Source organism: Mycoplasma sp. 1573 (assembly GCF_053851775.1).
The window spans coordinates 314,609-341,345 of record NZ_JBSQBG010000001.1; the positions used below are offsets into that span (position 1 = coordinate 314,609).

24 protein-coding genes and 8 tRNA genes are annotated in these 26,737 nt (G+C 31.1%); 25 read left to right on the plus strand and 7 right to left on the minus strand.

Going from position 1 to position 26,737, the window contains the following annotated elements; genetic code table 4:
• Positions 1 to 48 precede the first annotated feature (48 nt).
• The 7 genes from rpsL to ACWXVT_RS01265 all read left to right on the plus strand — a co-directional run bounded on the left by rpsL (position 49) and on the right by ACWXVT_RS01265 (position 8,131).
• Positions 49 to 468 (plus strand): 30S ribosomal protein S12, encoded by a 420-nt coding sequence (gene rpsL / locus ACWXVT_RS01235; protein ID WP_438341369.1) that lies wholly within the window; start codon positions 49 to 51, stop codon positions 466 to 468.
• Positions 469 to 525: 57 nt separating this feature from the next.
• Positions 526 to 996 (plus strand): 30S ribosomal protein S7, encoded by a 471-nt coding sequence (gene rpsG, locus ACWXVT_RS01240; RefSeq protein ID WP_438341368.1) that lies wholly within the window; start codon positions 526 to 528, stop codon positions 994 to 996.
• A 20-nt stretch (positions 997 to 1,016) separates the two neighbouring features.
• Entirely contained in the window at positions 1,017 to 3,110 is a 2,094-nt protein-coding gene (gene fusA, locus ACWXVT_RS01245; RefSeq protein WP_455967752.1) for an elongation factor G, read from the plus strand.
• Positions 3,111 to 3,178: 68 nt separating this feature from the next.
• A complete protein-coding gene (locus ACWXVT_RS01250; RefSeq protein ID WP_455967754.1) occupies positions 3,179 to 4,240 on the plus strand; it encodes a hypothetical protein in 1,062 nt (353 codons plus the stop codon).
• A 144-nt stretch (positions 4,241 to 4,384) separates the two neighbouring features.
• The gene (locus ACWXVT_RS01255) at positions 4,385 to 5,419 is read left to right on the plus strand and encodes a hypothetical protein (RefSeq protein ID WP_455967756.1); all 1,035 of its coding nucleotides are present in this window, start codon (positions 4,385 to 4,387) and stop codon (positions 5,417 to 5,419) included.
• Between the two features lie 2 nt (positions 5,420 to 5,421).
• Positions 5,422 to 6,285 carry an MAGa7180 family putative nuclease gene (locus ACWXVT_RS01260; protein ID WP_455967758.1) on the plus strand — a complete coding sequence of 288 codons (864 nt, stop codon included), beginning with the start codon at positions 5,422 to 5,424 and terminating at the stop codon, positions 6,283 to 6,285.
• Positions 6,275 to 8,131, plus strand: a complete 1,857-nt coding sequence (locus ACWXVT_RS01265) for a DUF2779 domain-containing protein (protein ID WP_455967759.1) — start codon at positions 6,275 to 6,277, stop codon at positions 8,129 to 8,131. Before ACWXVT_RS01260 ends, ACWXVT_RS01265 begins: the two co-directional genes overlap by 11 nt.
• 54 nt (positions 8,132 to 8,185) lie before the next feature.
• Here the strand turns inward: ACWXVT_RS01265 and ACWXVT_RS01270 are convergent.
• From ACWXVT_RS01270 to ACWXVT_RS01280, 3 genes are all read right to left on the minus strand, one after another.
• Positions 8,186 to 8,261: transfer RNA gene (locus tag ACWXVT_RS01270), tRNA-Lys, on the minus strand.
• A gap of 49 nt (positions 8,262 to 8,310) precedes the next feature.
• Positions 8,311 to 9,780 (minus strand): cardiolipin synthase, encoded by a 1,470-nt coding sequence (cls, locus tag ACWXVT_RS01275; RefSeq protein ID WP_455967761.1) that lies wholly within the window; start codon positions 9,778 to 9,780, stop codon positions 8,311 to 8,313.
• 104 nt (positions 9,781 to 9,884) lie between these two features.
• Positions 9,885 to 9,975 (minus strand) — tRNA-Ser (locus ACWXVT_RS01280).
• A gap of 192 nt (positions 9,976 to 10,167) precedes the next feature.
• On the opposite strand from ACWXVT_RS01280, the gene ACWXVT_RS01285 reads away from it, so the two are divergent.
• From ACWXVT_RS01285 to ACWXVT_RS01330, 10 genes are all read left to right on the plus strand, one after another.
• A tRNA-Asn gene (locus ACWXVT_RS01285) sits at positions 10,168 to 10,242 on the plus strand.
• Between the two features lie 3 nt (positions 10,243 to 10,245).
• A tRNA-Glu gene (locus tag ACWXVT_RS01290) sits at positions 10,246 to 10,321 on the plus strand.
• A gap of 9 nt (positions 10,322 to 10,330) precedes the next feature.
• Positions 10,331 to 10,406: transfer RNA gene (locus tag ACWXVT_RS01295), tRNA-Val, on the plus strand.
• Positions 10,407 to 10,472: 66 nt separating this feature from the next.
• Complete coding sequence (locus tag ACWXVT_RS01300; protein WP_455967763.1) at positions 10,473 to 10,916, plus strand: GNAT family N-acetyltransferase; 444 nt, start codon at positions 10,473 to 10,475, stop codon at positions 10,914 to 10,916.
• Between the two features lie 53 nt (positions 10,917 to 10,969).
• A tRNA-Thr gene (locus ACWXVT_RS01305) sits at positions 10,970 to 11,045 on the plus strand.
• Between the two features lie 3 nt (positions 11,046 to 11,048).
• A tRNA-Leu gene (locus tag ACWXVT_RS01310) sits at positions 11,049 to 11,133 on the plus strand.
• A 101-nt stretch (positions 11,134 to 11,234) separates the two neighbouring features.
• Positions 11,235 to 12,071 carry a DNA adenine methylase gene (locus ACWXVT_RS01315; RefSeq protein WP_455967764.1) on the plus strand — a complete coding sequence of 279 codons (837 nt, stop codon included), beginning with the start codon at positions 11,235 to 11,237 and terminating at the stop codon, positions 12,069 to 12,071.
• Positions 12,064 to 13,335 (plus strand): type II restriction enzyme, encoded by a 1,272-nt coding sequence (locus ACWXVT_RS01320; RefSeq protein ID WP_455967766.1) that lies wholly within the window; start codon positions 12,064 to 12,066, stop codon positions 13,333 to 13,335. The genes ACWXVT_RS01315 and ACWXVT_RS01320 overlap by 8 nt, the downstream gene beginning before the upstream one ends.
• Before the next feature lie 128 nt (positions 13,336 to 13,463).
• Positions 13,464 to 13,934: a hypothetical protein gene (locus tag ACWXVT_RS01325; protein WP_438341359.1), complete on the plus strand. Its 471-nt coding sequence runs from the start codon at positions 13,464 to 13,466 to the stop codon at positions 13,932 to 13,934.
• A 1-nt stretch (position 13,935) separates the two neighbouring features.
• Positions 13,936 to 14,154 carry an NINE protein gene (locus tag ACWXVT_RS01330; RefSeq protein ID WP_438341358.1) on the plus strand — a complete coding sequence of 73 codons (219 nt, stop codon included), beginning with the start codon at positions 13,936 to 13,938 and terminating at the stop codon, positions 14,152 to 14,154.
• Positions 14,155 to 14,197: 43 nt separating this feature from the next.
• Here the strand turns inward: ACWXVT_RS01330 and rpmE are convergent, their stop codons facing one another.
• The 3 genes from rpmE to ACWXVT_RS01345 form a co-directional block, all read right to left on the minus strand.
• Entirely contained in the window at positions 14,198 to 14,407 is a 210-nt protein-coding gene (rpmE, locus tag ACWXVT_RS01335; protein ID WP_438341357.1) for a 50S ribosomal protein L31, read from the minus strand.
• A 68-nt stretch (positions 14,408 to 14,475) separates the two neighbouring features.
• A complete protein-coding gene (locus ACWXVT_RS01340) occupies positions 14,476 to 15,114 on the minus strand; it encodes a thermonuclease family protein (protein WP_455967768.1) in 639 nt (212 codons plus the stop codon).
• Positions 15,115 to 15,186: 72 nt separating this feature from the next.
• On the minus strand, positions 15,187 to 15,465 hold the full coding sequence (locus ACWXVT_RS01345; protein WP_455967769.1) for a hypothetical protein: 279 nt from the start codon (positions 15,463 to 15,465) through the stop codon (positions 15,187 to 15,189).
• A gap of 402 nt (positions 15,466 to 15,867) precedes the next feature.
• Between ACWXVT_RS01345 and arcA the strand changes: the two genes are divergently transcribed.
• Positions 15,868 to 17,088 carry an arginine deiminase gene (gene arcA / locus ACWXVT_RS01350; RefSeq protein ID WP_438341354.1) on the plus strand — a complete coding sequence of 407 codons (1,221 nt, stop codon included), beginning with the start codon at positions 15,868 to 15,870 and terminating at the stop codon, positions 17,086 to 17,088.
• 160 nt (positions 17,089 to 17,248) lie between these two features.
• Positions 17,249 to 19,039, plus strand: coding sequence for an APC family permease (locus ACWXVT_RS01355; protein WP_455967770.1), 1,791 nt, complete (start codon positions 17,249 to 17,251; stop codon positions 19,037 to 19,039).
• A 100-nt stretch (positions 19,040 to 19,139) separates the two neighbouring features.
• Here ACWXVT_RS01355 and plsY read toward each other — a convergent pair whose 3' ends face one another.
• Entirely contained in the window at positions 19,140 to 19,811 is a 672-nt protein-coding gene (gene plsY, locus ACWXVT_RS01360) for a glycerol-3-phosphate 1-O-acyltransferase PlsY (protein ID WP_455967772.1), read from the minus strand.
• A 120-nt stretch (positions 19,812 to 19,931) separates the two neighbouring features.
• Between plsY and ACWXVT_RS01365 the strand changes: the two genes are divergently transcribed.
• From ACWXVT_RS01365 to ACWXVT_RS01390, 6 genes are all read left to right on the plus strand, one after another.
• Positions 19,932 to 20,008, plus strand: a tRNA-Arg gene (locus ACWXVT_RS01365).
• Between the two features lie 235 nt (positions 20,009 to 20,243).
• Positions 20,244 to 20,726 carry a hypothetical protein gene (locus ACWXVT_RS01370; RefSeq protein ID WP_455967773.1) on the plus strand — a complete coding sequence of 161 codons (483 nt, stop codon included), beginning with the start codon at positions 20,244 to 20,246 and terminating at the stop codon, positions 20,724 to 20,726.
• 69 nt (positions 20,727 to 20,795) lie between these two features.
• Positions 20,796 to 21,320, plus strand: a complete 525-nt coding sequence (locus ACWXVT_RS01375) for an adenine phosphoribosyltransferase (RefSeq protein ID WP_455967774.1) — start codon at positions 20,796 to 20,798, stop codon at positions 21,318 to 21,320.
• The gene (gene pepF, locus ACWXVT_RS01380; protein WP_455967775.1) at positions 21,320 to 23,146 is read left to right on the plus strand and encodes an oligoendopeptidase F; all 1,827 of its coding nucleotides are present in this window, start codon (positions 21,320 to 21,322) and stop codon (positions 23,144 to 23,146) included. The genes ACWXVT_RS01375 and pepF overlap by 1 nt, the downstream gene beginning before the upstream one ends.
• Positions 23,147 to 23,206: 60 nt before the next feature.
• Positions 23,207 to 24,952 (plus strand): hypothetical protein, encoded by a 1,746-nt coding sequence (locus ACWXVT_RS01385; RefSeq protein WP_455967777.1) that lies wholly within the window; start codon positions 23,207 to 23,209, stop codon positions 24,950 to 24,952.
• On the plus strand, positions 24,942 to 26,636 hold the full coding sequence (locus ACWXVT_RS01390) for a GIY-YIG nuclease family protein (RefSeq protein WP_438341347.1): 1,695 nt from the start codon (positions 24,942 to 24,944) through the stop codon (positions 26,634 to 26,636). Before ACWXVT_RS01385 ends, ACWXVT_RS01390 begins: the two co-directional genes overlap by 11 nt.
• Positions 26,637 to 26,737: the final 101 nt, after the last annotated feature.

Sequence of the window (26,737 nt, forward strand, 5' to 3'; positions counted from 1 at the left end):
ATATTTTTAATTTCAATCAAAACAAAAATCATATAGAAAGGACACGATATGCCAACAATTAGTCAACTTATCACTAATGGTCGTAAAGATAAAGTTGTTAAACCAAAAGCACCTGCATTGCTATTGTCATACAACTCTTTACTAAAAAAAGATAAGAAAATTCCGGCACCATTCAAACGTGGTGTGTGTACTCGTGTTGGGACAATGACACCTAAAAAACCTAACTCAGCTACACGTAAATATGCTCGGGTAAGACTTTCAAACGGAATGGAAGTTACAGCCTACATCCCAGGAGAAGGACACAACCTACAAGAACACTCTGTAGTACTAATCAGAGGGGGAAAAGTTAAAGACCTACCTGGAGTTCGTTACACAATCGTTCGTGGAACACAAGATACAGCAGGAGTTAACAACCGTAAACAAGGACGTTCAAGATACGGTGCTAAAAGACCTAAAGCAGCAAAATAATTTAGTACATTTTTGAAATAAAGATATTAATACTTACATTTATTAAAAGGAGAAATCATGTCAAGAAAACGCCAAGCGCCAGTTCGTGATGTTTTAGCAGATCCAATTTTTAACTCAAAAATAATTACTAAATTAATTAATGGAATTATGCTTGATGGTAAAAAATCAATCGCTGAAAATATCTTGTACTCTGCATTTGAAATTGTTAAAGAAAAAACTCAAAAAGACCCAATGGAAGTTTTCAACCAAGCTATTGAAAACATTACTCCACAATTAGAAATTAGATCACGTAGAATTGGTGGAAGTAACTACCAAGTTCCAGTTGAAGTTAGTGCACGTAGAAAACAAACTTTAGCACTACGTTGATTAATCCAATATTCTCGTCTAAGAAGTGAAAAAACAATGGATTTACGTTTAGCAAATGAAATTATTGATGCATCAAACAAAGTTGGTGGATCAATCAAAAAACGTGAAGACACACACAAAATGGCAGAGTCAAACAAAGCCTTTGCTCACTTTAGATGATAATTTTTTAAGGTTAAGTTACTATGGGAAGATCAGTTCGCTTAGAAGACTACCGTAATATTGGAATCATGGCTCACATTGATGCCGGAAAAACAACAACAACAGAACGTATTCTATTCCACACAGGAAAAATTCACAAAATTGGTGAAACTCACGAAGGGGAAAGCCAAATGGACTGAATGATCCAAGAACAAGAACGTGGAATTACCATTACATCAGCTGCTACAACAGCTTTCTGAAAAGGAAAAAGAATTAACATCATTGATACACCAGGACACGTTGACTTTACAGTCGAAGTTGAACGTTCACTTCGTGTACTTGATGGTGCCGTAGCTGTTCTAGATGCTCAAAGTGGGGTTGAACCTCAAACTGAAACAGTATGAAGACAAGCTACAACATACAAAGTTCCTCGTATCGTTTTCGTTAACAAAATGGATAAAGCTGGAGCAAGTTTCAAAGATTCAGTTGCCTCAGTTAGAAGTCGTTTAAACGGAAACTGTCACGCAATCCAATTGAACATTGGAGAAGAGTCACAATTCAATGGAATCGTTGACTTAGTAGAAATGCGTGCTTATGAATTCGATGGGCAACCTGAAGAAAACATGAAGGATATTGCTATTCCTGAACACCTAGTTGAAGAAGCACAAATCATGCGTCAAGAATTAGTTGAAGCTGTTAGTGACTTCGATGAAGAATTAATGATGATGGCGCTAGAAGGAGAAGAAATTAGTGCTGAAAGATTGAAACAAGGTATTCGTAAAGCTACCTTAACATCAGAATTCTTCCCAGCAGTTTGTGGAACCGCTTTCAAAAACAAAGGTGTTAAATTAATGATTGATGCTGCTGTTGATTATCTACCTTCACCAGTAGATATTCCAGCAATCAAAGGTCACCTAGGGGATGAAGAAATTTCAGTGCACCCTTCAGATGATGAACCTTTTGCAGCACTAGCATTTAAAGTTATGAACGACCCTTGTGTTGGAAACTTAACTTTCTTCCGTGTTTATGCCGGAGTTCTAGAAAAAGGAAGTTACGTTAAAAACTCAACAAAAGATCAAAAAGAAAGAATTAGCCGTATTCTACAAATGCATGCTAACTCTCGTGAAGACATCAATGAAGTTAGAACAGGAGACATTGCAGCTGCTGTTGGTCTAAAATCGACAACAACTGGAGATACTCTAATCGCTGAAAAATCAGCCGACATTGTTCTAGAAAAAATGGAATTCCCAGAACCAGTTATTTCTCAAGCTCTAGAACCTGCTTCAAAAGCTGCTACTGAAAAACTTTCACTATCATTGCAAAGACTTTCAGCAGAAGACCCAACCTTCAGAACATATACTGATGAAGAAACAGGACAAACAATTATCGCTGGAATGGGAGAATTGCACCTAGATATCATTGTTGACCGTCTAAGAAGAGAATTTGGAGTAGACGTAAACGTTGGAGCACCTCAAGTTTCATACCGTGAAACAATTACTAAAACAGCAGATGTTGAAGGAATTCACAAGAAACAATCTGGAGGAAAAGGACAATACGGACACGTATGAATTAAATATGAACCTAACCCAGATGGTGGATTTGAATTTGTTGACAAAATTGTTGGAGGAAAAATTCCAAAAGAATACATCAAATCAATCCAAAAAGGTCTTGTTGAAAAAATGGAAATTGGTATTCTTGCAGGATACCCAATGATTGACATTAAAGCAACACTATTTGATGGATCATACCATGAAGTCGACTCTTCAGAATTAGCTTACAAAATTGCTGCATCTAAATCACTAACCAAAGGAAAAGAATTATTAGGAACTGTTCTACTAGAACCAATCATGGACGTTGCTGTTACTGTTCCTGAAGATTACTTTGGAGACATCATGGGAGATATTTCACGTCGTCGTGGACAAGTTCGTGGAGACGAAACACGTAGTGATGGGGTTCACATCATTAAAGCATTCATTCCACTAAGTGAAATGTTTGGTTATGCAACCGACTTGCGTTCAATGACAGCTGGACGTGGAAACTACCAAATGTGATTTGACCACTACGAAAAAATGCCTAAAAACTTATCTGATGAAATCATCAAAAAACGTGGTGGAAAAGTTAAAGTTGAAGAAGACTAATTATCTAAAAAAGCAAGCCAATAATAAGCTTGCTTTTATTTTGTTAAAATTTCTTAAGGTATTACATCATGAAATTACTTAAAATTCTTAGATTTAAAAAAAACATTTCTCGTGTCAAAAATCACTCTGAATGTAAGAGACTTTTATACGATAATATTAATTTAATAACCTTTGTTTATACGAACACGAGAAGAAACAAACCACAATTCAAAAATGCATTTTATGCTTTATTTGAAGTTGTTTTACTGGCTACATTTATTGGTGTCATTGCGTTGCCTTTTTTCAGTATTTATAATCTAGCTGTAAAACAAGAACCTAATAAAATGTATTATTTATGGATTTTTGTGGCTGCAAGTATATTGGCATTTGTTTCACTGCTGATAGTAAAAATAATCCAGATTATTTTCATCAATCATATGCACAAATTGTCCGAAATTATTCGTACCTTTTTGAAAAATGAAAAATTAGATAACAATGAAAATGTTATTCTAAACCAAATTGTTAATGAAAGATTAAACGTCTTTAAACTGGATTTTGCTCCTTACGCAAAACATTTTAATCTAAACAAATTGGATAAGTTTTTAGAAATGGTCGAAGATACTTTAGAAGTTGCAACTAAAGATAAACGTAAAAACATTTCAACCTGAGTATTGGAAAAGTTATCAATTTTAGCTATTTATTGCTTAGCTTTATTCTTACTGTTAGACTTTTTAATTGAATTGCAACTGAAATTGAGTAATAATCATCAAGAAATTTCGTCAGGTGGTTTTGTTTCGCTTGTTTCTAGTCCTTTGGTTTTGATTATTTTTCTTGTAACACATCATAGTAAAGTAAAAGTCACTAAAAAGATTTTTAAAGTTGCAATAGGTGCATTAGTTGCAAAACAATCAGATATTTATTTAAATCTTCAAGTTGAAAAAACCCTTGAAAAAATCAAGTACTATCGTTATTTATTAGAGAAAAATGAATTCAAGCAAAAATACATTTTTATGATTTTGCAGCAAATTAATATTTTTGCAAATAAAGACGTTGTACATGGAATGAACAAAAATTATAGTTACATAAAAATTGATATTATCAGTCAAAATTTGATGGCAATTCAGTCTTTTTTAGAAAAAACACAACAATAGAAAAATGGATTTTGCAGAAAATGTCGAACTTTTCGACATTTTTTTATCTACTTTTTACAACTTTTTTGTGTCAAAAAAATGAACAAAATCATACTTTTTTGTTTTTGTTGCATATAATTATTACTATGTAATAAAGGAGCATAAATGTCAGAAATACCAACCATCGATCAGTTCGAGAGTTTTAGTGATGAAATTAAATTCTTACTTGATAAAAACGAAATGAGTCAAAAAGAACTTGCTTTGCGACTGGGTTTGAGTTTAAAACATGTTAATAGTTTTTTAAATGAAGATAGCAATGTGATAACAACAGGAATAATTGAAGGTTTAGAATTTGTTTTTCAACTTCCTAACGGTTCACTTTGAAGGCATTATCAACTATATCGCAACCGTAAACAAGGTCTTGATATGGGGGATGACCTAAAAATTCATCTAGAAAGTTATGGAGTAAAATTTCTAATTAAAAATCCACAACTTTTAATTAAACAAAACATTCAGATTCGTGAAGAAATGGAAGACTGAAGAAAACTGATGTTATTAAAAGAATTTTATGGGGTCAATAAATTAGAAAATTACAAAGAATATTTGGAAAAACACATTTTGGCAGAATCTAAAAAATATTACAACAAGCCTAATACATATGTTTGAATTCGTTTTTGTGAATTGGGTATTGATCACAACCTAGAAGTTGGAAACTTTAGAAATAGTCAATTTAAAGTAACTCTAAAAAAAGTGCTGAACATTATGTCAAGCAGCGTAACTTTTAGTGAAAAGATCGAACTTTTAAAACATTTTCTAGCAAGCAAAGGGATAGTTTTAGTAACAAAAAAATATATAACAGGAGCAAAAATAAGAGGTATTACTCTTAAAAAACGTGCTAAACGCTACATTTTCTTGAATGACATTTACAATCGTGAAAGTTTTATTTTCTTCAACTTATTGCACGAAATTATTCATTGTTACCTACCAGATTTAAAAGAAGAAGAAATTGACAAAAAAGTTTTTGAAGAATATGACAATTGAGAAAGTCATGCTCATACAAACTATAAAGCAATTTATGATGCAATCATTTCTATCAAACAAATCACAAGCCTAAGAGAAAAAAGCCCAAAAGCAGACATTTCACACATTTGAGAAACTATTCAACAAAAATATGAAAGTGTTAGTTTTGAAGAGGAATAATAATGGAAACCACAGAATTAAGAGAAAAGCTTTTGGCATCATTTCCAAGAAAATACTACAATGATTGCCACTACACACTTGACGAAGAAAAAAGAATAGTAATATTAGAACCTTTTTTTCATAATATGCTTTTTAAAAATGAACCAGGTTCATTCGCGGGATTTAAAAAAATTGGGGGTTCATCAATAGCTAAGGTTTTAAATACTGACGTTTTTAACAATCATTTTCAAGCCTTTTGCCATATAAGTCGTTTAGCGTTGCCAATGTTAGATCCTAAATATGTTAATGCAGGGGTTATTTTAGAACCTAAAATAATTGCAAAATTAGCAAGAGAAGCGAAAGTTGAAGTGCAAACATTTAATGCCCGTGAGTACAAGTATGACTATTTTGCTGACAAAAATAAATATGTCGGTGGTATTCCTGATGGTTTCATTGAGTCAAAAAATACAGTAGTTGAAATTAAAACTGCTGGTGTTAAAAAATGGGAAGAATGAAAGAAAAATGGCCCAAGTCTCGCTTATATCAAGCAAGCTCAGTTATATGCTTACTTGATGGGAGCTGAAAAATTTGGTATTTTTGCACTCTTTTTAGAAGAAGAAGACTATCAAGATCCAAATAAAGTTGATGTCAATAAAAGACATGCTTTAGCCAATATATACCCATTAGACGAAAAGCAAGCACGTGACGATTTAGAATACGTAATAAACTGATTTAAAAAAACAACTATTAATGGTTTTTCTGAACATTATGATCCAGTTATTGATGCTGATCAAGTCGACTATCTGCGCTGTCGTAATGAAAATGACTGAGCAAAATTGCTGCTTAAGTGATATGAAAATGGAAAGGTTGTAATTCGTGACAAATAAAAAATACATTCAATATAAAGACTATTTTACATACAATGTTTCATCAGAGTACTGATTAACACACACTGAAGAAGATTTTTTACTAGAACATAATGTACAAAATGCAAGTTATTGTGATGAAGACGATGACGAATTAGAAGACGATGATGAAAATAAAGAGTGAGCTAACTTCATAGGTCTTTTTGAAACTACTGAAGAATTCAACTACTCAGACAAATTTGGTCTTGATTTGTATCGCGCTCATGCTGACAACAAGGCTTTTAATTTAGTAAATAAATCTATCAACTTGTATATCAATAAATATTTTCAAAATTTCAAATCAGTAATAATTCCTCTTTCAACCAAACTGGAACAAAAAATTGAATTGACTAAAAAGCATTTAGATGACCCGGAAATAGAGGTAATTATTGGTCCAGTTTTTGAGTATAAAGATGCTTTGGCTAAACCTGCTGCATACAACAAAAAAACAGGTTTAATGTTAGACAAAAAACCAGTAGCTAAAAGCTCACTTGACAATCTTTTAAAAGGTTATTGAAATTGCCAGATAGCAAAACTTTCTGGTGTCAAAAATTTGACAAGTTATCGACTTCTTGTTTTTAATAAAGACGCAAACAACACTCAAAAAAATACTTTAGATTTCTACTTGGCAAGTGAAGTGGCAAGCACGAAAAGTCAAAAAGAATTCATTGCCTGGTTAGATGACAGCAAAAAGTTTTCTTTCGATAAAGTAATTTTTGAAAATGACGGAAAAGTAAAAAAAGATTTACGATGTGCTGATGTTGAATACTTTATAAAAATAATTAAAGAGTTAAGAAGTAAAAAAGAAAAAACTTCTTATGTTCTAAGTGAGAAGGATGATTCAAGCAAATGATGCAAAAAATACAAGACAAAAACAAATCTTGTCTTCAACACCCTATATCCAACTTTTTCACATATTCATGGTTCATTTGTATCTAAAATAGCCGAAAAAATTTTTCACGACCAGCCATATGATGATATATTGCAAAGAACCACTTCTCAAGCTAATGCTCTCAACAAGATTTTAAGAAAAGAATCTACACTAAATGAGCAAGTGGTTGAAAATATAATTAAGCCATTAAGACAAAAAGATAAAGTGGTTGTTTGATACGATTTTGAAGGTTTTTCTATGCCTTATCCAATTTTTGATTACACTTTGCCATATCGACAAATAGTTTTCCAAGTAAGTGTAATTAAAACAATAAACAATCAAATAATAAGCAAGGAAAATGTTGTCTTAGATCCTAGAAATCTTGAACTATCACAATATTTGGATTTTATTAAAACAATTTATGATCCTAATGCCTGTGCGTATGTAGTCTTTAACAAATCTTACGAAAATACTCGTTTAAGAGAAATGGTTGAACTTTACGAAATAACTAATTTAAAAACAGGTGGTAAAGCAATTTCACAAGAGCAAATTGATGAATTGAAAAAAATGGTTGACAAAATTATAAGTGAGGAATTGTGTGTAGATCTCGAAAATGTTTTCAATTACTCAAAAAATGCTATCTATTTCCACCAGCTAAGAGGTTTTTCTTCAATTAAAAAGATTGAAAAATTAATAACTAAATCAAAACTACAACTTCCTGTAATGATTACTCCTTATAGTGAGTTAGAAGTGCAAAACGGAACAATGGCAATGACATATGCTATCTGCCGTTATGCTGACACAATTCAAGATAATAAATGAGAAGAAGTAGTCAATAATTTAAAAATATACTGTGAAAATGACGTTATGGCAATGATTATGGCATACCAGTTCATTGAATTAGTACTGGAAAAAGGTGTTAATATCATTGATAGGGACCTAAATATTTTTAAATAAAAAATCAGACCTTGCTAAAAAAGTCTGATTTTTTTTGTGGTCAAAATGATGATATGGTACACCGTACAGGGTTCGAACCTGTGACCCGAAGATTAAGAGTCTCCTGCTCTACCAGCTGAGCTAACGATGCATATACTTAAAATGATAGCACTTTTAAACAAAAAAGCACCAAAAGTGCTCTATAAAACCGGTTTAAAAATTCTCAATAAGTACTTAGCTATCAAACCGTTTTTCTTGTTCAACAACTTTTTAAGTTGCTTTTCATCATGTAAACGATCGTAAGTTTCAAAAATATATTTTATATCTTTTGTTGCTTCACCACTGTAAAAATTGGTCACTTCAAATTGAGTATAGAAACTGCGATGGTCAAGATTTAAAGTTCCCAAATATGCTAATTCATCATCAACTAAAGCAATTTTTGAGTGTAAAAAGCAATTTTTTACTAATTTAACTTTTAGTCCTAGTTTAATCAGAGGTTTTAAACAAGAGATAGTTGCAAAATATACATATGCTTTATCTCACAGACCAGGAATGTAAAGAGTAATATCAATTCCTTGTGCTAAAGCATCACTTAACGCCATCGAAAGTCTTTTACTTGGTATGAAGTACGGTGTCGATAATTTTATTGATTTGTCCGCTTCGCTTAGCATTTTAATCATTGTTGATTCTATAAATGGAAAATCACATGCTGGCCCGTCTTCAATGGTTGTGATAGCATTTTCATATTCATTATGTTCGTTATTTGATGCCAAAAAATAGCTTTCAATATTGCCTAATTTTTTACCCGATTGTTTGTATCAATCATAGCTAAAAAGTCTTGTGTAATACTCAACTATTGGTCCTTGTAAGCTGATATTTGCGTCTTTTCAAATTCCATATTTTTTTGAAAAGTTAGCATATTCATCACTAATATTACATCCACCTGTAAAAACGTAATTGCCATCAATAATAACAAATTTACGGTGACTGCGGTAGTTGGCATTTCCAGTAATAAAAGGAAAAGGGATTTTTTCAAACCGAACAATTTTTATTCCAAGATTTTCAAGTTCTTTAAATGTGCTACGTGGTAAGTCTCAAGAACCAAAATCGTCAACAATGATTTTGACTTCTAAACCTTCAGAAACTTTTGAAATTAGAATTTGCTTCAGTTCTTCAAAGATTTCTCCTGGCTTAATAATGTAAGTTTCTAAAAAGATAAATTTTTTAGCCTTTTTTAATTGGTTAAAAAGTTCTTGAAAAAAGAAATGTCCATTATCAAAAGTTATTATTTTAGCTGGATATATGTTTTTAGCATTCATTTTGGCAATTTTTTGTAACTTTTCGCAGTTGATGGACTCATTCAATTCACATGTTTTATTGTTTTGTAAAAATGAATTTCTTTCTTTTACATAATCTTCAAAGGACAAAACTTTTGAATATTTTTGCCCAAAGATAATATAAAGAATATGTCCAATTAAAGGCAATGAGATAAAAACAATAATTCAGCTTTGCCTTGTTTCGTTTGGCCGATCTTGAGTAAAAACAATGATATTAAAAATTAAATTTAGAAAATAGATAGCAGCAAGAGTTGAAATTAAGGCAATATTGTTGCTGTTTTGAATTATTAAATATATGACTCCAAAGAGTCCTAGAATTAATATTAATAACAAAATATAATAGCAAACCAACTTTAATTTACGCTTATCCATAAGTAAAATTTTACAATTTTGTGCCATTTTTGTCTACTTTTAGGTCAAAAAAGTTATAAAAAAAATGGCGGGCTGGAGAGGATTCGAACCTCCGCGGGAATTGCTTCCCCTACAGTCTTAGCAGGACCGCCTCTTCGGCCTCTTGAGTACCAACCCAAATTTTGTATATCTATTATAACATGTTTTATGTATTTTGTTTTGTCTTTAATTGCTGACCAACTAATCCAATTGTTGAGTAAACTTAAAAAATTTGTTATAATATTCAAGCGAAACAGCCAAACAAACAATAAAAATATTTTTTGAAAAGAAATTTATTTTTATGTATAATTATTAAGCAATTTAAAAGTTGCCGACATAGCTCAGCGGTAGAGCAGTTGGCTGTTAACCAATTGGTCACAGGTTCAATCCCTGTTGTCGGCGCCAGTTGGCCCTATGGTGAAGCGGTTAACACACATGGTTTTCATCCATGCATTCGCGGGTTCGAGCCCCGCTAGGGTCACCATTTTTTATCGGACGATTAGCTCAGTTGGGAGAGCATCGCCCTTACAAGGCGAGGGTCGTGGGTTCGAGCCCCTCATCGTCCACCATATGTTAAATCACCAAGCACGCAAGTGCTTTTTTTATTTGCTTTTTTGTTATTATATTTGTGTATTATGGATATCAAAATTAAAAAACTTAGTGAAATGACAGGTTTGGAAGCAATGCATATCTTTGCTTTGCGTCAAAATGTTTTTATGATAGAACAGCAGTGTTTATATCAGGATATCGATGAAATTGATGCTACTGCCAGCCATACCTTTTACTATATTGGAAATGAAATTGCTTGTTATTTGAGATATTTTGAAAGTGATGGAAAATACAAAATAGGTAGAGTTATAACTAACCCACGTTATAGACGCCAGGGATTGATGCAAAAGTTTCTGTCTGAAGTGTTGCAAATTGTAAAGAATGTAGCACAACAAAAAGGGTTACAAATATGACTATCGGCGCAAGTTTATGCATTAGGTCTATATGAAAAATGTGGCTTTGTAACAGTAGGTTTTGAGTATTTAGAAGATGATATTCCCCACATCGATATGTGTCTTGCTGAAAAATAAAAAATTTTAAAAATTTGTTCTTTAAATTGTTATAATATTAAAGCAAATTAAAAGCCTCCTTAGCTCAGTTGGTAGAGCAACTGACTTGTAATCAGTAGGTCGTAGGTTCGAGTCCTATAGGTGGCACCATTTGCGCGAGTGGTGAAATTGGCAGACACGCTAGTTTTAGGCACTAGTGCTTCACGGCGTGAGGGTTCAAGTCCCTCCTCGCGCACCATATCAAGAAATTGACCAGAAAGCCCAAAGGGGCTTTTTTTGTTTCAAATCCGATGTTATTTTGGAGTTAAATATATAATATTTAAAAAGGAAATTTGAAAAATGAATAGCAAGAAATTACAACCAATCATAAAGTGGGTAGGAGGTAAAAGACAACTTCTTCCTGAAATTTCAAGATTAGTACCTAAAAATTTCAATAATTACATTGAGCCATTTATTGGGGGAGCCGCAGTATTATTGGAATTAATGCCTAAACAAGCGTTAATCAATGATCTTAATGAAAGTTTAATAAAAACATACAAATGTGTTAAGGATAAGCCTGAAGAATTAATTGAGCTTCTTAAAGAACACAAGAAGTTAAATTCAAAAGAATATTTCTATCTTGTTCGTTCGCAGGACAGAGACCCTAATTACAAAGAATGAAATGATTTATTAAAGGCTTCAAGACTTATTTACTTAAACAAAACTTGTTTTAATGGTCTATTTAGAGTAAATCAGGCTGGTTTTTTTAATACCCCATATGGAGCATATAAAAATCCAAATATAGTCAATGAAGAGGCTATACGGAATTTGTCTGATTATTTTAACAAAAACAAAATTATTTTTATGTCAGGTGATTATAAAGAAGTGCTTAAAAAGGCAAAAAAGGACGATTTTGTTTATTTAGATCCTCCCTATATGCCAGTTTCTAGTTCTGCCTCTTTTACCGGCTACACAGAAAATGGTTTTAGTAAGGAGCAGCAAGTGGAACTAAAGAAAGAATGTGACAAATTGAACAAAAAAGGAGTGAAATTTTTACTTTCCAACTCTGAACACGAATTTATAAAAGAGTTATATAAAGACTACAAAATAACAATTGTTACAGCTAAAAGAACAATTAATAGTGATGCCGCTAAACGCCGAAATGTTAATGAGGTTTTAGTAAGAAACTATGACTAACAAAATAACTTTAAGCGAAGCTTGAGAAAAAATATTCGAGAAGTATGACATTTTAAACGAAATAGAAAGGCATGGTTACTATTTTATAACTGTTGAACAAATCAAGGAATACAAAGAACCACGACTAATGGCAAAATGAGATACTCACAAGTCATTGCCCAAAATATTTAAAGATAATCAGATAAACATTTTACCTGTTGATAAAACTCATTACATACTTGGAAAATTTAAACTATACAATAACATATTGCCAATTGTAACAAAACCCACAATTATAGACAGAACAATACTGGACAAATATGAATCCTTGCAACTTGATAACATAAGCTCAGAAACGCGAATGTTAAATATTTTGTTTATATCTAAAATTTTGGATGATTTTTTGGGCGTGACAGGTAACATACAAACGTTTAATGGGAGAATGTGAACTAATAATTTTGATTTTGTAGTAAACACAAACGATGATAAAAAGGCAAAAATATCGGTAATTAAGGCACAATGTGAGATTGATGCTGGCGCTGAAAACGAAGAATCGATTGTAATAATAGAAGCCAAAAATATACCATTGTTAGATTTTAATATTAGACAACTTTATTATCCATATAGATTCTGAACCACAAAAGTCAAAAAGCCAATTAGGTTAGTATTCTGTGTGTACGTTAATAGGATAATCAATCTATATGAGTATAAATTTAATGATATTAATGATTACTCATCAGTGAATCTAGTTAAATCAAAAAGATATTCATTTGAAGATGTAAATTTATCTTTGTTCGATATTTATACTACTTATGCAAATTTAAACTCTAACGAAATATATAGTAGTAAAAATATTTCTCTAGATATTAATATTGATTTGTTTATTTCAATAATAGAAATGCTCACAATCCGCCCTTTGTCGTTCGCAGAAATAATGGATAAAACTAATCTAGACGACCTATCTATTATAGAAATACTGAATTTTGGTCTAAATATAGAGGCAGTGTACAAAAATGAAAATGGAAAAATAACTCTTTCAAGAGCGTGAAAGAAAAATGTGTATAAACCATACAAGGAAAGACAACTTTTCTTTGTGCGAGAGTTTTTAAAATTAGACAAAATAAACGAGTTGTTTGTAGAATGCTTAGATAAGATAAAAGACAAAGAAGAGAACGAAAGTTCATTAATTTTTATCAATGACAACGTTCAAGAATTAGATAATCACCTTTCACCAAATAACGGGTACTCAATAATAAGATGAATTCTTTCATTGATCAGTAACTAATGGCAGCAAAAGCTGCTTTTTGTTTTCAAAAAGCTAAAAAATCAAAAAGACAGCCAAAAAATAAGCAAATTATGCAATTTTTTAAAAATTGTTATAATTTAAAATATATATTTTAAATAAGGAAATTTATGTACGAACAACGTGAAGAAGTAGAAATAGTGGATGGAGTGAAAACAGGGAAAGCAATTTATTACTTTCGTTGTGGTTCAACCGAAACTTACTCATATGTTAATGGACAAAAAAATGGTCCTGCCAAAATGGTAGTTCCAAATGGCGATATTGCTGAATACACATATGTTGATGGTTTAGCACAAGGTCCTGGTTATTTACAATATGCTAATGGTGATCGTGAAGAATTTATTTATGTTGACAATCTAAAACACGGGAAAGCAACATTTTACAAAGCTAATGGTGATCGTGAAGAATGCAATTACAAAAACGACATGCTAAATGGGGATGCAACAACATACTATGCAAATGGTGATGTTGAACGTTACAAATACTCAACAGGTAAAAGACAGGGGGACGCTGTCTACATCACTAAGGATGGTAAAGAAAGCCACTATAAATACTTCTGAGGAAAGAAATACGAGGAATAAAATGAACGCAGTTTCAGATAAAAGTAGATTAGTATTAGTTTTATTATCTTGATTTTTAGGTGGACTAGGAATTGACCGTTTTTACGCCGGAAGAACAATGTTGGGCATTTTTAAATTATTAACTTTAGGACTTTGCGGAATTTGATGATTTATTGATTTTGTTCTAGCTTTATTAGGATCACAAAAAGATTCAAATGGAAAACTAATCGCTAATTGATAAAAAAGGCATAATAAAAAACTCTCAACACGAGAGTTTTTTATTATTATTTTGAATTTTTACCGAATCTACGGTTGAATTTTTCAACTTGACCAGTAGCTTTAGCACTTGTACGGTTACCTGTATAGAAGGCGTGACAACTTGAGCAAACATCTAAAGAGATTTTACTTGCAGTTGTTCCGAATTCGTGTTCTGCACCACATGATGAGCAAGTTATTTTAATTTGTTGATATTGTGGGTGAATATCTTTTTTCATAATATGTTGCTCCTTTTAATGTTGTATTGCTTTATAATTCTACCAAAAAATTAACTTTTTTTGCTTTATTAATATAGAAGGCCGATAACGTATGCTTTAGTTCCAAGCGACCACATACCGATTTTATTTAAGATTGCTTGGTTTTCAGCATTTTCTAGCTCCATGTAAAATGTTGTGTCACTTGTGTAATATTTATTTTTTCTTTCCAAACTAATATAACGCTTAATTGCTAAACCCTTTGTTACTAAGTCTATGTTCAGCATATGTTGCTCGCTAAGATAAATTTTTCCCAAAGATCGAGAGTATTTATCCTTTTTAGGATTTTTTGGCACTCACACGAAGTCTTTATTTTCAGTTATTAGTCTTTTTAATTCTTCTTTAGCTTTTGTTCCCCATAAATGTTGGTCTCCAGTAGTCAGTTCTCAACTTCCGTCAGGTGCATGTTTTCTTGTTTCCGGAGTGTCAATTCCACTGAATCTTCACTTAGTAAAATCATTGTTATTCTCAGTCACGATAGTATCACCATCGATAACTTCCGTCACTTTTGCTTTGTAATACTCACTTAAAAATTGCTGACTAAATTTTGCTTCTTCTTGTGGCTGTTTTGTTTCAACATTATTACATTTTTGGGCCGAAAGTAAAACAGTTGGAATCATCAAACTAGTTAGCATTAAAGGTAAAAATCATTTTTTAATTTTTGTCGCCATATACGAAATTATTTCACTTTCTCTTCCATTAATATAAAAATGAAAAAAATCAGGGAATGAAGCCCCTGATTATTAACGATTTGTATTCTCAATTGGTCGGTTAATGGTTCATCTTCCATCTGCTAAGCGGAAAAATTTACCATCAATAGTCAACAATTTATACAATTGCCCTCTTTTTAATTCATCAATTTCATCTTCACTAAAATTATTATCGTTTTGTGAGAATTGTTCGATTCAAGATTGAATAAATTTTTCACGAACGTATTGATAAATTTGCTCAAAAGTAAGATTTTCTTTGTTCATTGTTTTAAAAGCTTCTAGAGAAGTTGAAAGCATTGTTTCATTTTGCATTGTTATACTCCTTAATCCCCAAAGCACCTGTGTTTCTAAATTTAAACATTAATAAGAATTATAAAAATTAATTAAGAAAGAATGAGAAAAGTTTATTTAAAGAAAGAAAAAAACAAAATGTTGAATATTAAAATACACAAGAAGGTATACAAAACACAGTGTGGGGTCTTGAATATTTATGTTAATAAACTATAATATTATTGTATAAATATTTTTTTGCGTGTAGCTGTTGTTTATACCACCAAATTGAGTTAGTGGTTTTTATCACAAAAATAAATTTGCAAATAAAAACAGTGTAATTTTACCATAAAATTTCGAATTACACAAAAAAATTTATTTATGCAAACAACAAAATTTATTAATTTAAAGATCTATTAAAAAACTATTTAAGGAAGGCAATAAATGTCAGTTTTTAATGAAAAATTCAAGGGAATCAACGTCTACAGTGAAGTTGGTGAACTTGAATCTGTATTAGTACATGAACCAGGGCGAGAAATTGATTACATTACCCCTGCTCGACTAGATGAACTATTGTTCTCTGCTATCTTGGAAAGCCATGAAGCAAGAAAAGAACATAGATCATTCGTTGAATCACTAAAAGGACATGGAATCAATGTAGTTGAACTACTAGATTTAGTAACAGAAACCTACGAACTAGCTAGTCCGGAAGCTCGTAAACAATTTATCGAAGACTTCTTAGAAGATTCAAACCCAATTCTAAGTGAAGAAAAGAAAGCTCTTATTAGAGAATTCTTCAGCAAACTTTCACCAAGAAAAATGGTTGAATACATGATGTCAGGAATCACAAAATATGATTTAAACATTGAATCAAAACACGAATTAGTTGTAGATCCAATGCCAAACTTATATTTCACACGTGACCCATTTGCATCAGTAGGTAATGGAGTTACAATTCACTTCATGCGTTACAAAGTGCGTCAAAGAGAAACACTGTTCTCATTATTCGTTTTCAAAAACCACCCAAAACTAGTTAATACTCCTATTTATTACGAACCAAGTCTAAAACTTTCAATCGAAGGTGGAGATGTATTCGTATACAACGAAAAAACACTAGTTATTGGAGTTTCAGAAAGAACAGACCTAGATACAATTGAATTATTAGCTAAAAATATTAAAGCTAACCCAGAAGCAAAATTCACACGTATTGTTGGGGTTAATGTTCCTAAATGAACAAACTTAATGCACCTAGACACATGATTGACAATGTTAGATAGAAACAAATTCTTATACTCACCAATCATGTTAGATGTTCTAAAATTCTGAGAATTTGATTTAACAGAAGATGAACCAAAACGTAAAGAAAGCGGAGCATCTCTATCAGACTTATTAGAATCAATTATCGGTGAAAAACCAGTTCTAATTCCTATTGCAGGAAAAGGTGCAACTTTAATGGAAATTGAAAGAGAAACACACTTCGACGGAACAAACTACTTAGCTTTAGCTCCAGGAGTTGTAATTGGTTACTCACGTAACGAAAAAACAAACAAAGCTTTAGAAGCTGCTGGAATTAAAGTTATTCCATTCCACGGAAACCAATTATCACTTGGAATGGGAAATGCTCGTTGCATGTCAATGCCTTTATCAAGAAAAGACCTTAAATAAAAATTAATAAATTTATATTTGTGAACATTCATAAAATTATTAGCGTTTATAAAAAAACAACTTAAACCCATTTAAATTCATTCTTTTTCTTAATTTTTATAAACAAACAACAAAACAGTAATAAGAAAAACTTATTACACAACATACGAAAGGATAAACAATGTCTGACGAACAATTAGTTGTGACTGCTGACAAGAAAAAGAAAATTAGTTTCTTTTCAGCAATTTTAATTGTTATCGGTTCATCAGTCGGAGCAGGAATTTTCCTACGGGCAGATAAAGTACTTGCAGAATCTGCTGGAAACATTTTCTGATCTATCTTAGCTTGGGGACTAGCAGCATTTGCGGTTATTGCCATGGCAATAGCACTTGTTGAAGTTGCTTCAGGTCGTAATGATAACCTTGGTATGATTGGGTGAAATAAAGCGTTCAACAGTCTTTACATCTATAAAGCATGTAAAAACTTCATGACTTTTATTTACTTACCTTTCACTTACTACTTTATGCCACTATATGTAATTATTCAAATGCAAGACGCTGCTGGAGGATTTGTCACAGATGGTGGTTTACTAATCAATAAAGCATTCGGAAATAATGACTGAATTATTATGATGCTTTTTGCTTTAGGAATTTCATTCTGATTCTTATTTACATCAGGATTAAGTTCAAAAGCAGGAAACATTCAAAACTTAGTTGTTACTGCTATTAAATTCTTCCCACTTATCGTAGTAACCATTATTGGATTAGTATTTGCTGGTCAAAAACTATCTGAACAAGTCAGTGATGGAAGCACAGTCACTGTCGGTCAACAAATGACACAAATTAAATGATGAAATCCACAATCAACAAGCCTAGCAAAACTATCACCAATCTTTGGTATCTTCACAAGTATGGCTGCTATCTTCTTTGCATATGATGGATTTTATGTAACAGCCGGAGTTCAATCAGAAATGGCTGAACCTAAGAAAACACCACTTGCTCTAGTTATTGGACTAGTAACTGTAACTATTATTTACTTGATTCTTGCTGTTACAATGACAATTGGTGCTGCTAGTGGAGGATTCTATGGATTCTCGGATCAACTAAAATCAATTAAAGCAAGTTGATTATTTGGATTAATTAACTTTGCTATTGCAATCGGAATCTTAGGAATCATTAACGGATTCACAATGTGATGTACTCGTTTCATTGAAGACTTAATAAACGAAGGTGAGTTGTGAGTTCCACTTAAAGTTCATGCAAAAATGCAAAAAGCAAAAACTCCAATCGTCGGAACTATCTATGCAATCATTCTAACAATTCCTGTTACTCTAATCTTTAATGTTGTTGGATCACTTGCTTACTTCCCAGGTGGATATGACGGTTTATATGGTTCAAGAAACTTCAATTCAAATATGAACTTCTCTGACTTAATGGCTAACTGAATGGCTGTTATCTCGTTCGCGTTCATTATTGTTGCTATTTTTGGAACAATCAGAAACCGTAAATTGAACTTTATTAAAGTTGAAAAAGGAAAACACACAGTTTGAGCAGGTTGAGTTGGTATTGTATTAGTTGCTTTAGCATTAGTTACTTATGCAATTAATCCATATGTATCAATTGCTTTAACTGAAAAACAAATCGAAAACTACTTTGACCCTAAAGTAGGACTAATTACAACAGTAGAAAAAACAAAAGACATGACTGATGCTGCTTTTGTTAAAGCTCAATGAAAATTATTAGAGAATTTACACTATGAATGAATCGGAAACATCGTAACAGCAATTCTTCTTCCTTCATTTGTATTAATTATGTTCGGACTTGTTCCTATTGAAAAAGCAGTAGTTTACAAGAGAGCTAAAAAATACGAAAAAAGACTTGCTAAAACTTCTGATCCAGTTCTAAAAGAAAAATTAGAAAAATTAATCAGCTTCAACAATCTAAGAATTCAAACTTTTGAAACTGCACGTTAATTAGCATATATTGAACACAGGATAAGCCAAGTGCTTATCTTGTTTTTTATTCTTGCTTTTGCTATATAAAAAGCTTAGTCTTTTTGACTAAGCTTTAAAACTATTTTTTAAGTCTTAACTTATTTTCTGTTTTATTTACCAATCTTTTAATATTGGTGCGATGCATAAAAATAACTATCAAGTCAGCAACAAGTAAGACAATACCTGGAATATAAAACCAATCTTTATTAATTGAGCAAACACCAAGAGGTCCAGAAGCAATTCAAGGAATAAATGCTAATAAAACTAGTATGAATGGAACAACTATTGAACCAAGTGAAACATATTTTGTTATTAATACAACACTTAAAAATAAAACAATACCAATGAATAGTAAGATGATGTTGGTTGCAATAACCATTCCTAAGAAACAAGCAGCTCCTTTACCACCTTTAAATTTAAAGTAAATAGGTCACACATGTCCAACCAAGGCACCTAGACCAGCAATCAACGGTATCAATGAAATACTGATGCTTAAGTCTCTGATTACTCATCTTTGCAAAATAACAACGAAAAAACAAGGTAACATCGCTTTTAAAACATCAAAGCAAAAGACAACTAAAGCAAATTTCTTGCCGTAGACTCTTAAAGCATTTGTTGAACCCGCATTGTTTGAACCTTGTGATCTGATATCTTCTTTTTTAAGTTTTTTAGACATGATAATTGACAGATTTATTGAACCAATAAAATATCCTGCAATAAAAATAAAAATGTTAATTCATCAATATGGCATTACTCTATTATATAAGGTTTAAAAATGGCAAACAAAAAACAAAATATTTTTTGTACTTTTTCAGTTAAAAATAGTAAAATTACAAATGTAGCCAAAAGCACTTGACTACGAAAAAAAAGTGGTCGCGTAGCTCAGCTGGATAGAGTACGTGCCTTCTAAGCATGTGGTCGTGGGTTCGAGTCCCGCCGCGATCGCCATTTTTTTTATTCTTTTTTTCAAATTTAATTTATATAACAGTTTTTAAAATCAAATAATTCTCATTTTTTCGTTTAAAAGCAGCCGGGTTTGGCTGCTGCTTTTTTAAAACTAAAAAACGACTAAAAACAATACCAAATTAAGTAAAAAAAATACTAGAAACAACTTTGTTTTCGAATTACAATATTTGTGAAAAAAAGAAGTATATTCACTTTAAACTTCAATAAGGAGCAAATAATGAATTATTTTAGTCCCAACAAATTGATTAGTTATCTACAAACAGCAGCATTTTTGTATTTTTTCTCGTGATTCTTTAGTATGTTTATTTATGTTGGTATTTACATGGGTACATGAGACAAAACATTTATTGTTGCTAGAAATGCAATGATTATTTGCGGGATTTTGCTAAATTTACTGGTTTTAGGATTAGGTTATTTGATGTATTGAAAATATGAAAATGAATACAACACCAAAATCAAAATATCAGCTACTGAAGTGCTTGTAGCAAAACATAAGAGTCTACAAAAACACAAAATTTGACTCATTTTGTCAGTCTTTTTACCTGGTTTTGCAAATTTAATATTGATTTGAATTTTTTGAGCAAGAGCTAACAGAGTTATTGCTGTTTTGCATAATAATTCAATAAGCAAAACTGATTTGGATTCATTTGATAATGTTAATAATCAAAATGATGATTCAAGAATAAAAGGAGATTTTTAGAATACTGCTTAGCAGTATTTTTTATTGCTTTGTCAAGTAAAGTAAGCCAAAAGGTATAATTTTAGTGTTATGGATAAGAAAGAACTAAAAGATTTGATTCGTACAGTGTACGATTTTCCTGAAAAAGGAATTGTTTTTAAAGATATTTCATACTTGTTAGCTAATGGAGAAGCTTTACATTACACAATTGATGAAATAGCTAAATTTACCAATGATGCCGATATTATCGTTGGACCTGATGCACGTGGTTTTTTGTTTGGGACACCAGTAGCTGCTAAAACAAAAAAACCGTTTATTATGGTGCGTAAAAAAGGTAAATTGCCTGGCCCTGTGTTGTCTTGTGACTATGGTCTTGAGTATGGGCGCAATGTTTTAGAAATTCAAGATGGAATCACTAAACCAGGACAAAAAGCAGTAATTATAGATGACGTTTTGGCAACTGGAGGAACATTAGAAGCAATCATTAAACTTCTAGAAAGAGAAAAAGTGGAAGTTTTAAGAGTAGTTGTTTTGATGGAATTAGATGGATTTGATGCAAGAAATAGACTAAAAGTTCCAGTTGAATCACTAATCAAAATTAACAAAGGAGAATAATGAAAAAATACAATTCATACAATGAAGTTCCTAAAGATTACAAGTGAGATTTAGAAGATATTCTTAAAGGGACAACACTAGAAAAATTACAAAAAGAGTATTTTGATTTATACGAAAAAATTATTGAACTTAAAGACTCCAAATACAGCTCTAAACAAGCTTATTTAGATTATTTAAAAATTTATGACAAAAAGCTTGAAGTAGATTTTAAAATCGGAAACTATTTATCAAATAAAAGAAACATCAACGTTGTTGATCCTGAAATTAATAAATTGATTGCTGATTTTTCAAATAAAGATGATGATTGTGCAGCAAGATTAGGTTCTGAATTAAACAGAGTAAAACAACACAGAGCAAAAATTGAAAAATGAGTAAATGATAAAGATTTTGCAGCAGTTAAAAAAGACTTTGAAGAAGCCTTAAGTGCACTAGATCACAAGTTAAGTGATGAAGTTGAAAATTACTTAACAGAGGCAAATAGTGGTCACCCTTCAGTGCATGCTGTTTTTAGCATCTTAGAATCAAGTGAAGTTGATTTCGGTTATGCTATTTCTTCAAAAGGTTACAAACAAAAAATTACTCGTGGAACTAGAATTAAACTAGCGAAGTCAAAAGATGAGCAAACCCGTAAAACAGCTTATCAAAACTACTTAGCAGGTTTCTATAAACACAAAGAAAGTTTTGCTAACTTGCTAATTCAACACTTTAAAGAATACTCAACTAGTGCAAAACTAAGAAAACACAACTCATCAATTGAAGCTTTGCTTTCGGATGACAATATCGACCCAAAACTTTTAGAAATTATCTATAACAATGTTGCTAATAATATGGCAATGTTTAAGCGTTTCAATAAAGCCAATAAAGAATTCTTCAAAATTAAATATAAAAAAGAACGTAAAGTTTGAGATAGTGCTTTAGATTTAGTGGATATTAAAAATGAATATTCTGTTGAAGAAGCAAAGCAAATTTTTGTTGACTTGATGTCGGTGATGCCTACTCGTTATGCACAAGTTGCAACAAAAGCAATGCAAGAAAACTGAGTTGATTTTGTTAATGTGCCAAACAAACGTAGTGGTGCTTATTCAATTGGTGCTTCATACGGTCTAGACAAAAAATACATTTTGATGAATTTTAATGGTTCACTAGATTCAGTGGGAACACTATGCCACGAAATGGGTCACTCAATGCACTCATACTTTTCAGACATTACACAGGACATTAAAAGAAGTCAATATCCAATCTTTTTAGCAGAAATAGCATCCATTTTTAATGAATTAATGCTAAACGATTACTTAATTTCTAAAGCTAAAAGCGACAAGGAAAAGTTTTATTTATTAGGTGAAAGCATTAATGATTTTGTCGGAACTGTTATTCGTCAAACTCAATGATCTAATTATGAGTACAATCTTTATCAAGCAATGGATCAAAAACAACCTATTGCGTCATACAAGGACTTAGAATCAATCTACATTGATATTGCTAACAAGTATGCAATGAGTGATAAAAAATCAAAACCTGGCGATCATATAAATATTTATTCAGTTACTGTGCCACACTTTTACTACAATTTCTATGTTTACAAATATGCTCTAGGCTACATTGTAGCAAATGTTTTCTACAACAAGTACAAAAAAGAAGGCAAAAAAGCACTGAACGAATACATTGACAAGTTTCTTTCAGCCGGAGATAGAGATTGACCTGCACAAATTTTAAAAGATGCCGGAGTCGACATTTATTCAGACGAAGTTTACAAAATGGCATTTGAAAATGTAGAACAAAAAATTAATACTTACATTAAATTAGGTAACAAAATTTTCAAAAAATAACACATAAAAGCTGCTTTTGCAGTCTTTTTTACTTTAAACGCAACAAGATAGGAGTTTTTGATGACAACAAATGAAGAAAATAATAAAACAGAAGACAAGGCAAAAAAACTAGTTGTATACAAATATATTCATTTTGATAGCTGTGACTATATAAAATTGAAAGAAGACAAAGAATCTGAGTATAAAGTGCACGATCTTCAAGATAATATTTATTATTTAACTAATTCACTGCGAAAGTTTATTACAGACAATGGAGACAACAAGGAATTCTTTAAAAGAACTAAAGTTATTAATGTGCTAAAAGGTGAAAATAGCTACAATGGAACTGAATATACTTATCACTATGAATTTAGGCTAGAACGATATATAACTGATGTAAATTTCATAGTGATAAAGGCTACTTTTGACTTCCCAAATTATAAAATCGACGAAAGCATCGAAGAAGCACAAAAATCGATTCTTAATGATTTAAGTCCTTCTGCAACGCGTGAATTTCTATTTGATGAAGAGAATCATGATTACATAAACTTTCAAAATTTTCTTATAAATAATGTTTTTGCAAAAAACTTTTTGTTTAGAAACAGCCTAAAAGAAGAGTTTCAGGAATGAGTTGCTGATAAAAAAAATAAAAAAAAACAAAATGAACATAATAATCAATTAAATACCATATTAACTTATGTGAGAAATGCTTTTACTTATGCATTTGTGTATGTCAATAAAAATGTAACAAAAGATATAGAGTCAATTAATGATCACAATAATGAAGATGCTCGTATGATGGCATGAAATTTTTGAAATTATGATCCAGGAAATACAGAAGTTTTAGCGAACACAAAAGAGGCGATAATTACTAAGGCTCATTCAATCATTACATATTTTTATTCTTTGGATGAGACAAAATATTCGACGCACTACAACATATTTGAAAGTGATTATAAAATTTTGTTTATCATTGCTTTAGTGCAAAAATGAGGCTACACTCAAGCGCTAAATATTTTAGACGATCTTATATCTTCATTTAAGAAAGTGAAATCCTCTAACCTTGGTAAAAACAAAAATGCAAATAATAAATTGGTTGATAAAACACGTAGTTTTGATGCTCTAAAAATTCACAAAACACTAAGCACTCTTGAATTTGGATTTGTGTCTAATGACAATCGCGAACAGCATTTTTATGAAAGACTTTATAGTGACTTCTATATTGAAAAAATAAAGAAAGAAATTCACGATGTTTTAGAAAGAGAATCAATAATCGATAGTTTAGAATCAAGAATCACAGTAAACCATGACAAAATAGATCAAATTCTTCGAGACAATAATCGTTTTATTAGAGATATTCGTAGTTCAAGAGCAGTTTCAACACTTTCAATTTTGACAAACGTTGCTGTAGGTGCAACTTTTACTCAGGTGTCACAATCTTTCATTGATGATAATTACCCAAATTTAAGTTATTTAAAATGAGTAATTTCATGCAGCATTTTTGCTTTTTTCATTTTACTTGCATTAATAATTTTCTTCATCATGGATAGGGGTAATGCAAAAGTACTTTTAAGCGATCTAAAAGAATCTTCTAAAAAAGCTGTTGAATTACTCTTAAAAAATGAGTGATTAATCTCAGATAATGACTCAGAATCTCACAAACAAAAAAATGAGCTAGTAGAACAATATAAGAATTATTTAGACAAAACTAAACGAAAAAGAAAGATTATTAAAGCTGCCAAATGTTTAAATGTTGACTATGATAAATTTAAAGCTAGTTGTGAAAAATCATTGTTAATTTTATTAAAGAGACAACATGACAATTAGCGACCTAAACGACATTCCGCATTTGCCTGGGGTTTATTTTTGAAAAAATTCTAATGACGAAATAATATACATTGGTAAAGCAAAAAATCTTTACAAAAGAATGCGTCAGTATTTTTTAGGTGCTCTTAATTCTTATAAAACTACTAAATTAGTTGAAGAAATTGCTTCTTTTGAATTTGTTACCTTTCAAAATGAAAAAGAAGCCCTATTATATGAACAATTATCAATTACCAAGTTCAGACCGCGTTATAACATCTTGCTTTTAGATGATAAAAAATATCCATATCTTAAAATATCTTTAACTAATAAGATTAATATTCAAATCGCCTGAAAATACAAAAAAGAACCAAACACAATTTATTATGGACCATTACCACCGGGATATGGTTCTAGTGATTTAAGAAAATATTTAGAAAGTCAAGTTTTGTATCGAAACGGTTTTTTGATTGAAAATGAAAGTTATGAATATTGAAAAAATGCTTTTAATAAAATAAAATCGATTTTACTTTTTAAAGAGAAGAATTTTTTAAAGCAATTAGAATCTAATATGCAAGAAAGTGCATATAATTTTCGTTTTGAAGAAGCCGCTAGCTACAAAAGACTGATTGAAACTGTTAAAAAAATTCAAGATAAACAGTTGGTTGAATTGCAAAATTATGAAGATGTTGATATTTTCTATTTCGCAAGAAAAAATGAGTATGCAGTTTGAGGAATTCAAGTATATCGCTTCGGAACATTATTAAATAGCGAAACTGGTGCTCTTAACATAGTTTTTGATTTCGAAGAAACCATCAATGCATTTTTAAATGCTTTTTATGCCAAAAACCAAAAACCAAAAACAATATTTTTTAATCCTGAACTTAAAGATTTTGATTTTGACATAAGCCATGAAATCAAAAGTCAATATCCACAAAAAGGTCAGTTTGAAAAAATTATGGAAAATGTCAAAACTAATGTCGAAATAAAAGCTGACAATGAAATTCAAAAATTAAACAAATATGAAACTAAAACTGTTGCTAACGTTGAAAAATTACAAAAACTACTCAACATCAAATCAGCGAGAGACATCGTAGTTTTTGACAACTCTCATTTTGGCAATCAAAATCCTATTAGTGCAATGATTAGAATTATTGATGGAAACGTTTACAAAAGTGAGTATCGTAAGTTTAATTTGGAAGTGGTCGACTATCGCAAGGCAGATGTTGAGTATATGAAACAAGGGGTTCAAAAATTTGTTGATATGACAAAAGATGGCCCTAAACCAAATTTATTGATTGTAGATGGCGGCGTTGCCCAAATTAATGAGGCTAAAAAGGTGCTAGCCAAAAACAATTGACAAGATGTCGATTTGATAGGTTTAGTAAAAAACGACAAACACAAAACTGACCACATAATAAATGCCAACAAGTTAGCGATAAAAATAGATGATATCGATTTGTACAATTTCCTTGCCAACATTCAGGAAGAAGTTGACAGATATGCCAAAGCAAATCAGTGAAAAAAATCCATTTCTTCAAGTTTAGAAGTAAGTTTATTAAAAATACCTGGTGTAGGTTTTAAAACTGAAGAAAAGCTTTTGACTCATTTCGGTTCTTATTCAGCAATTTACAATGCTTCGATTGAAGAATTGAAAAAAGTTGTTTCTGAGTCAGTAGCTTTCAAAATCAAAGAAATTTTTGAGTAATCAATAAATGATAGAAGGCTAAAAACAAGCCTTCTTTTTAATTCATATTTTGAATTAAAAAAGACTGAAAAAAAGCACTCAAAATAAGTATCTTTTTATAT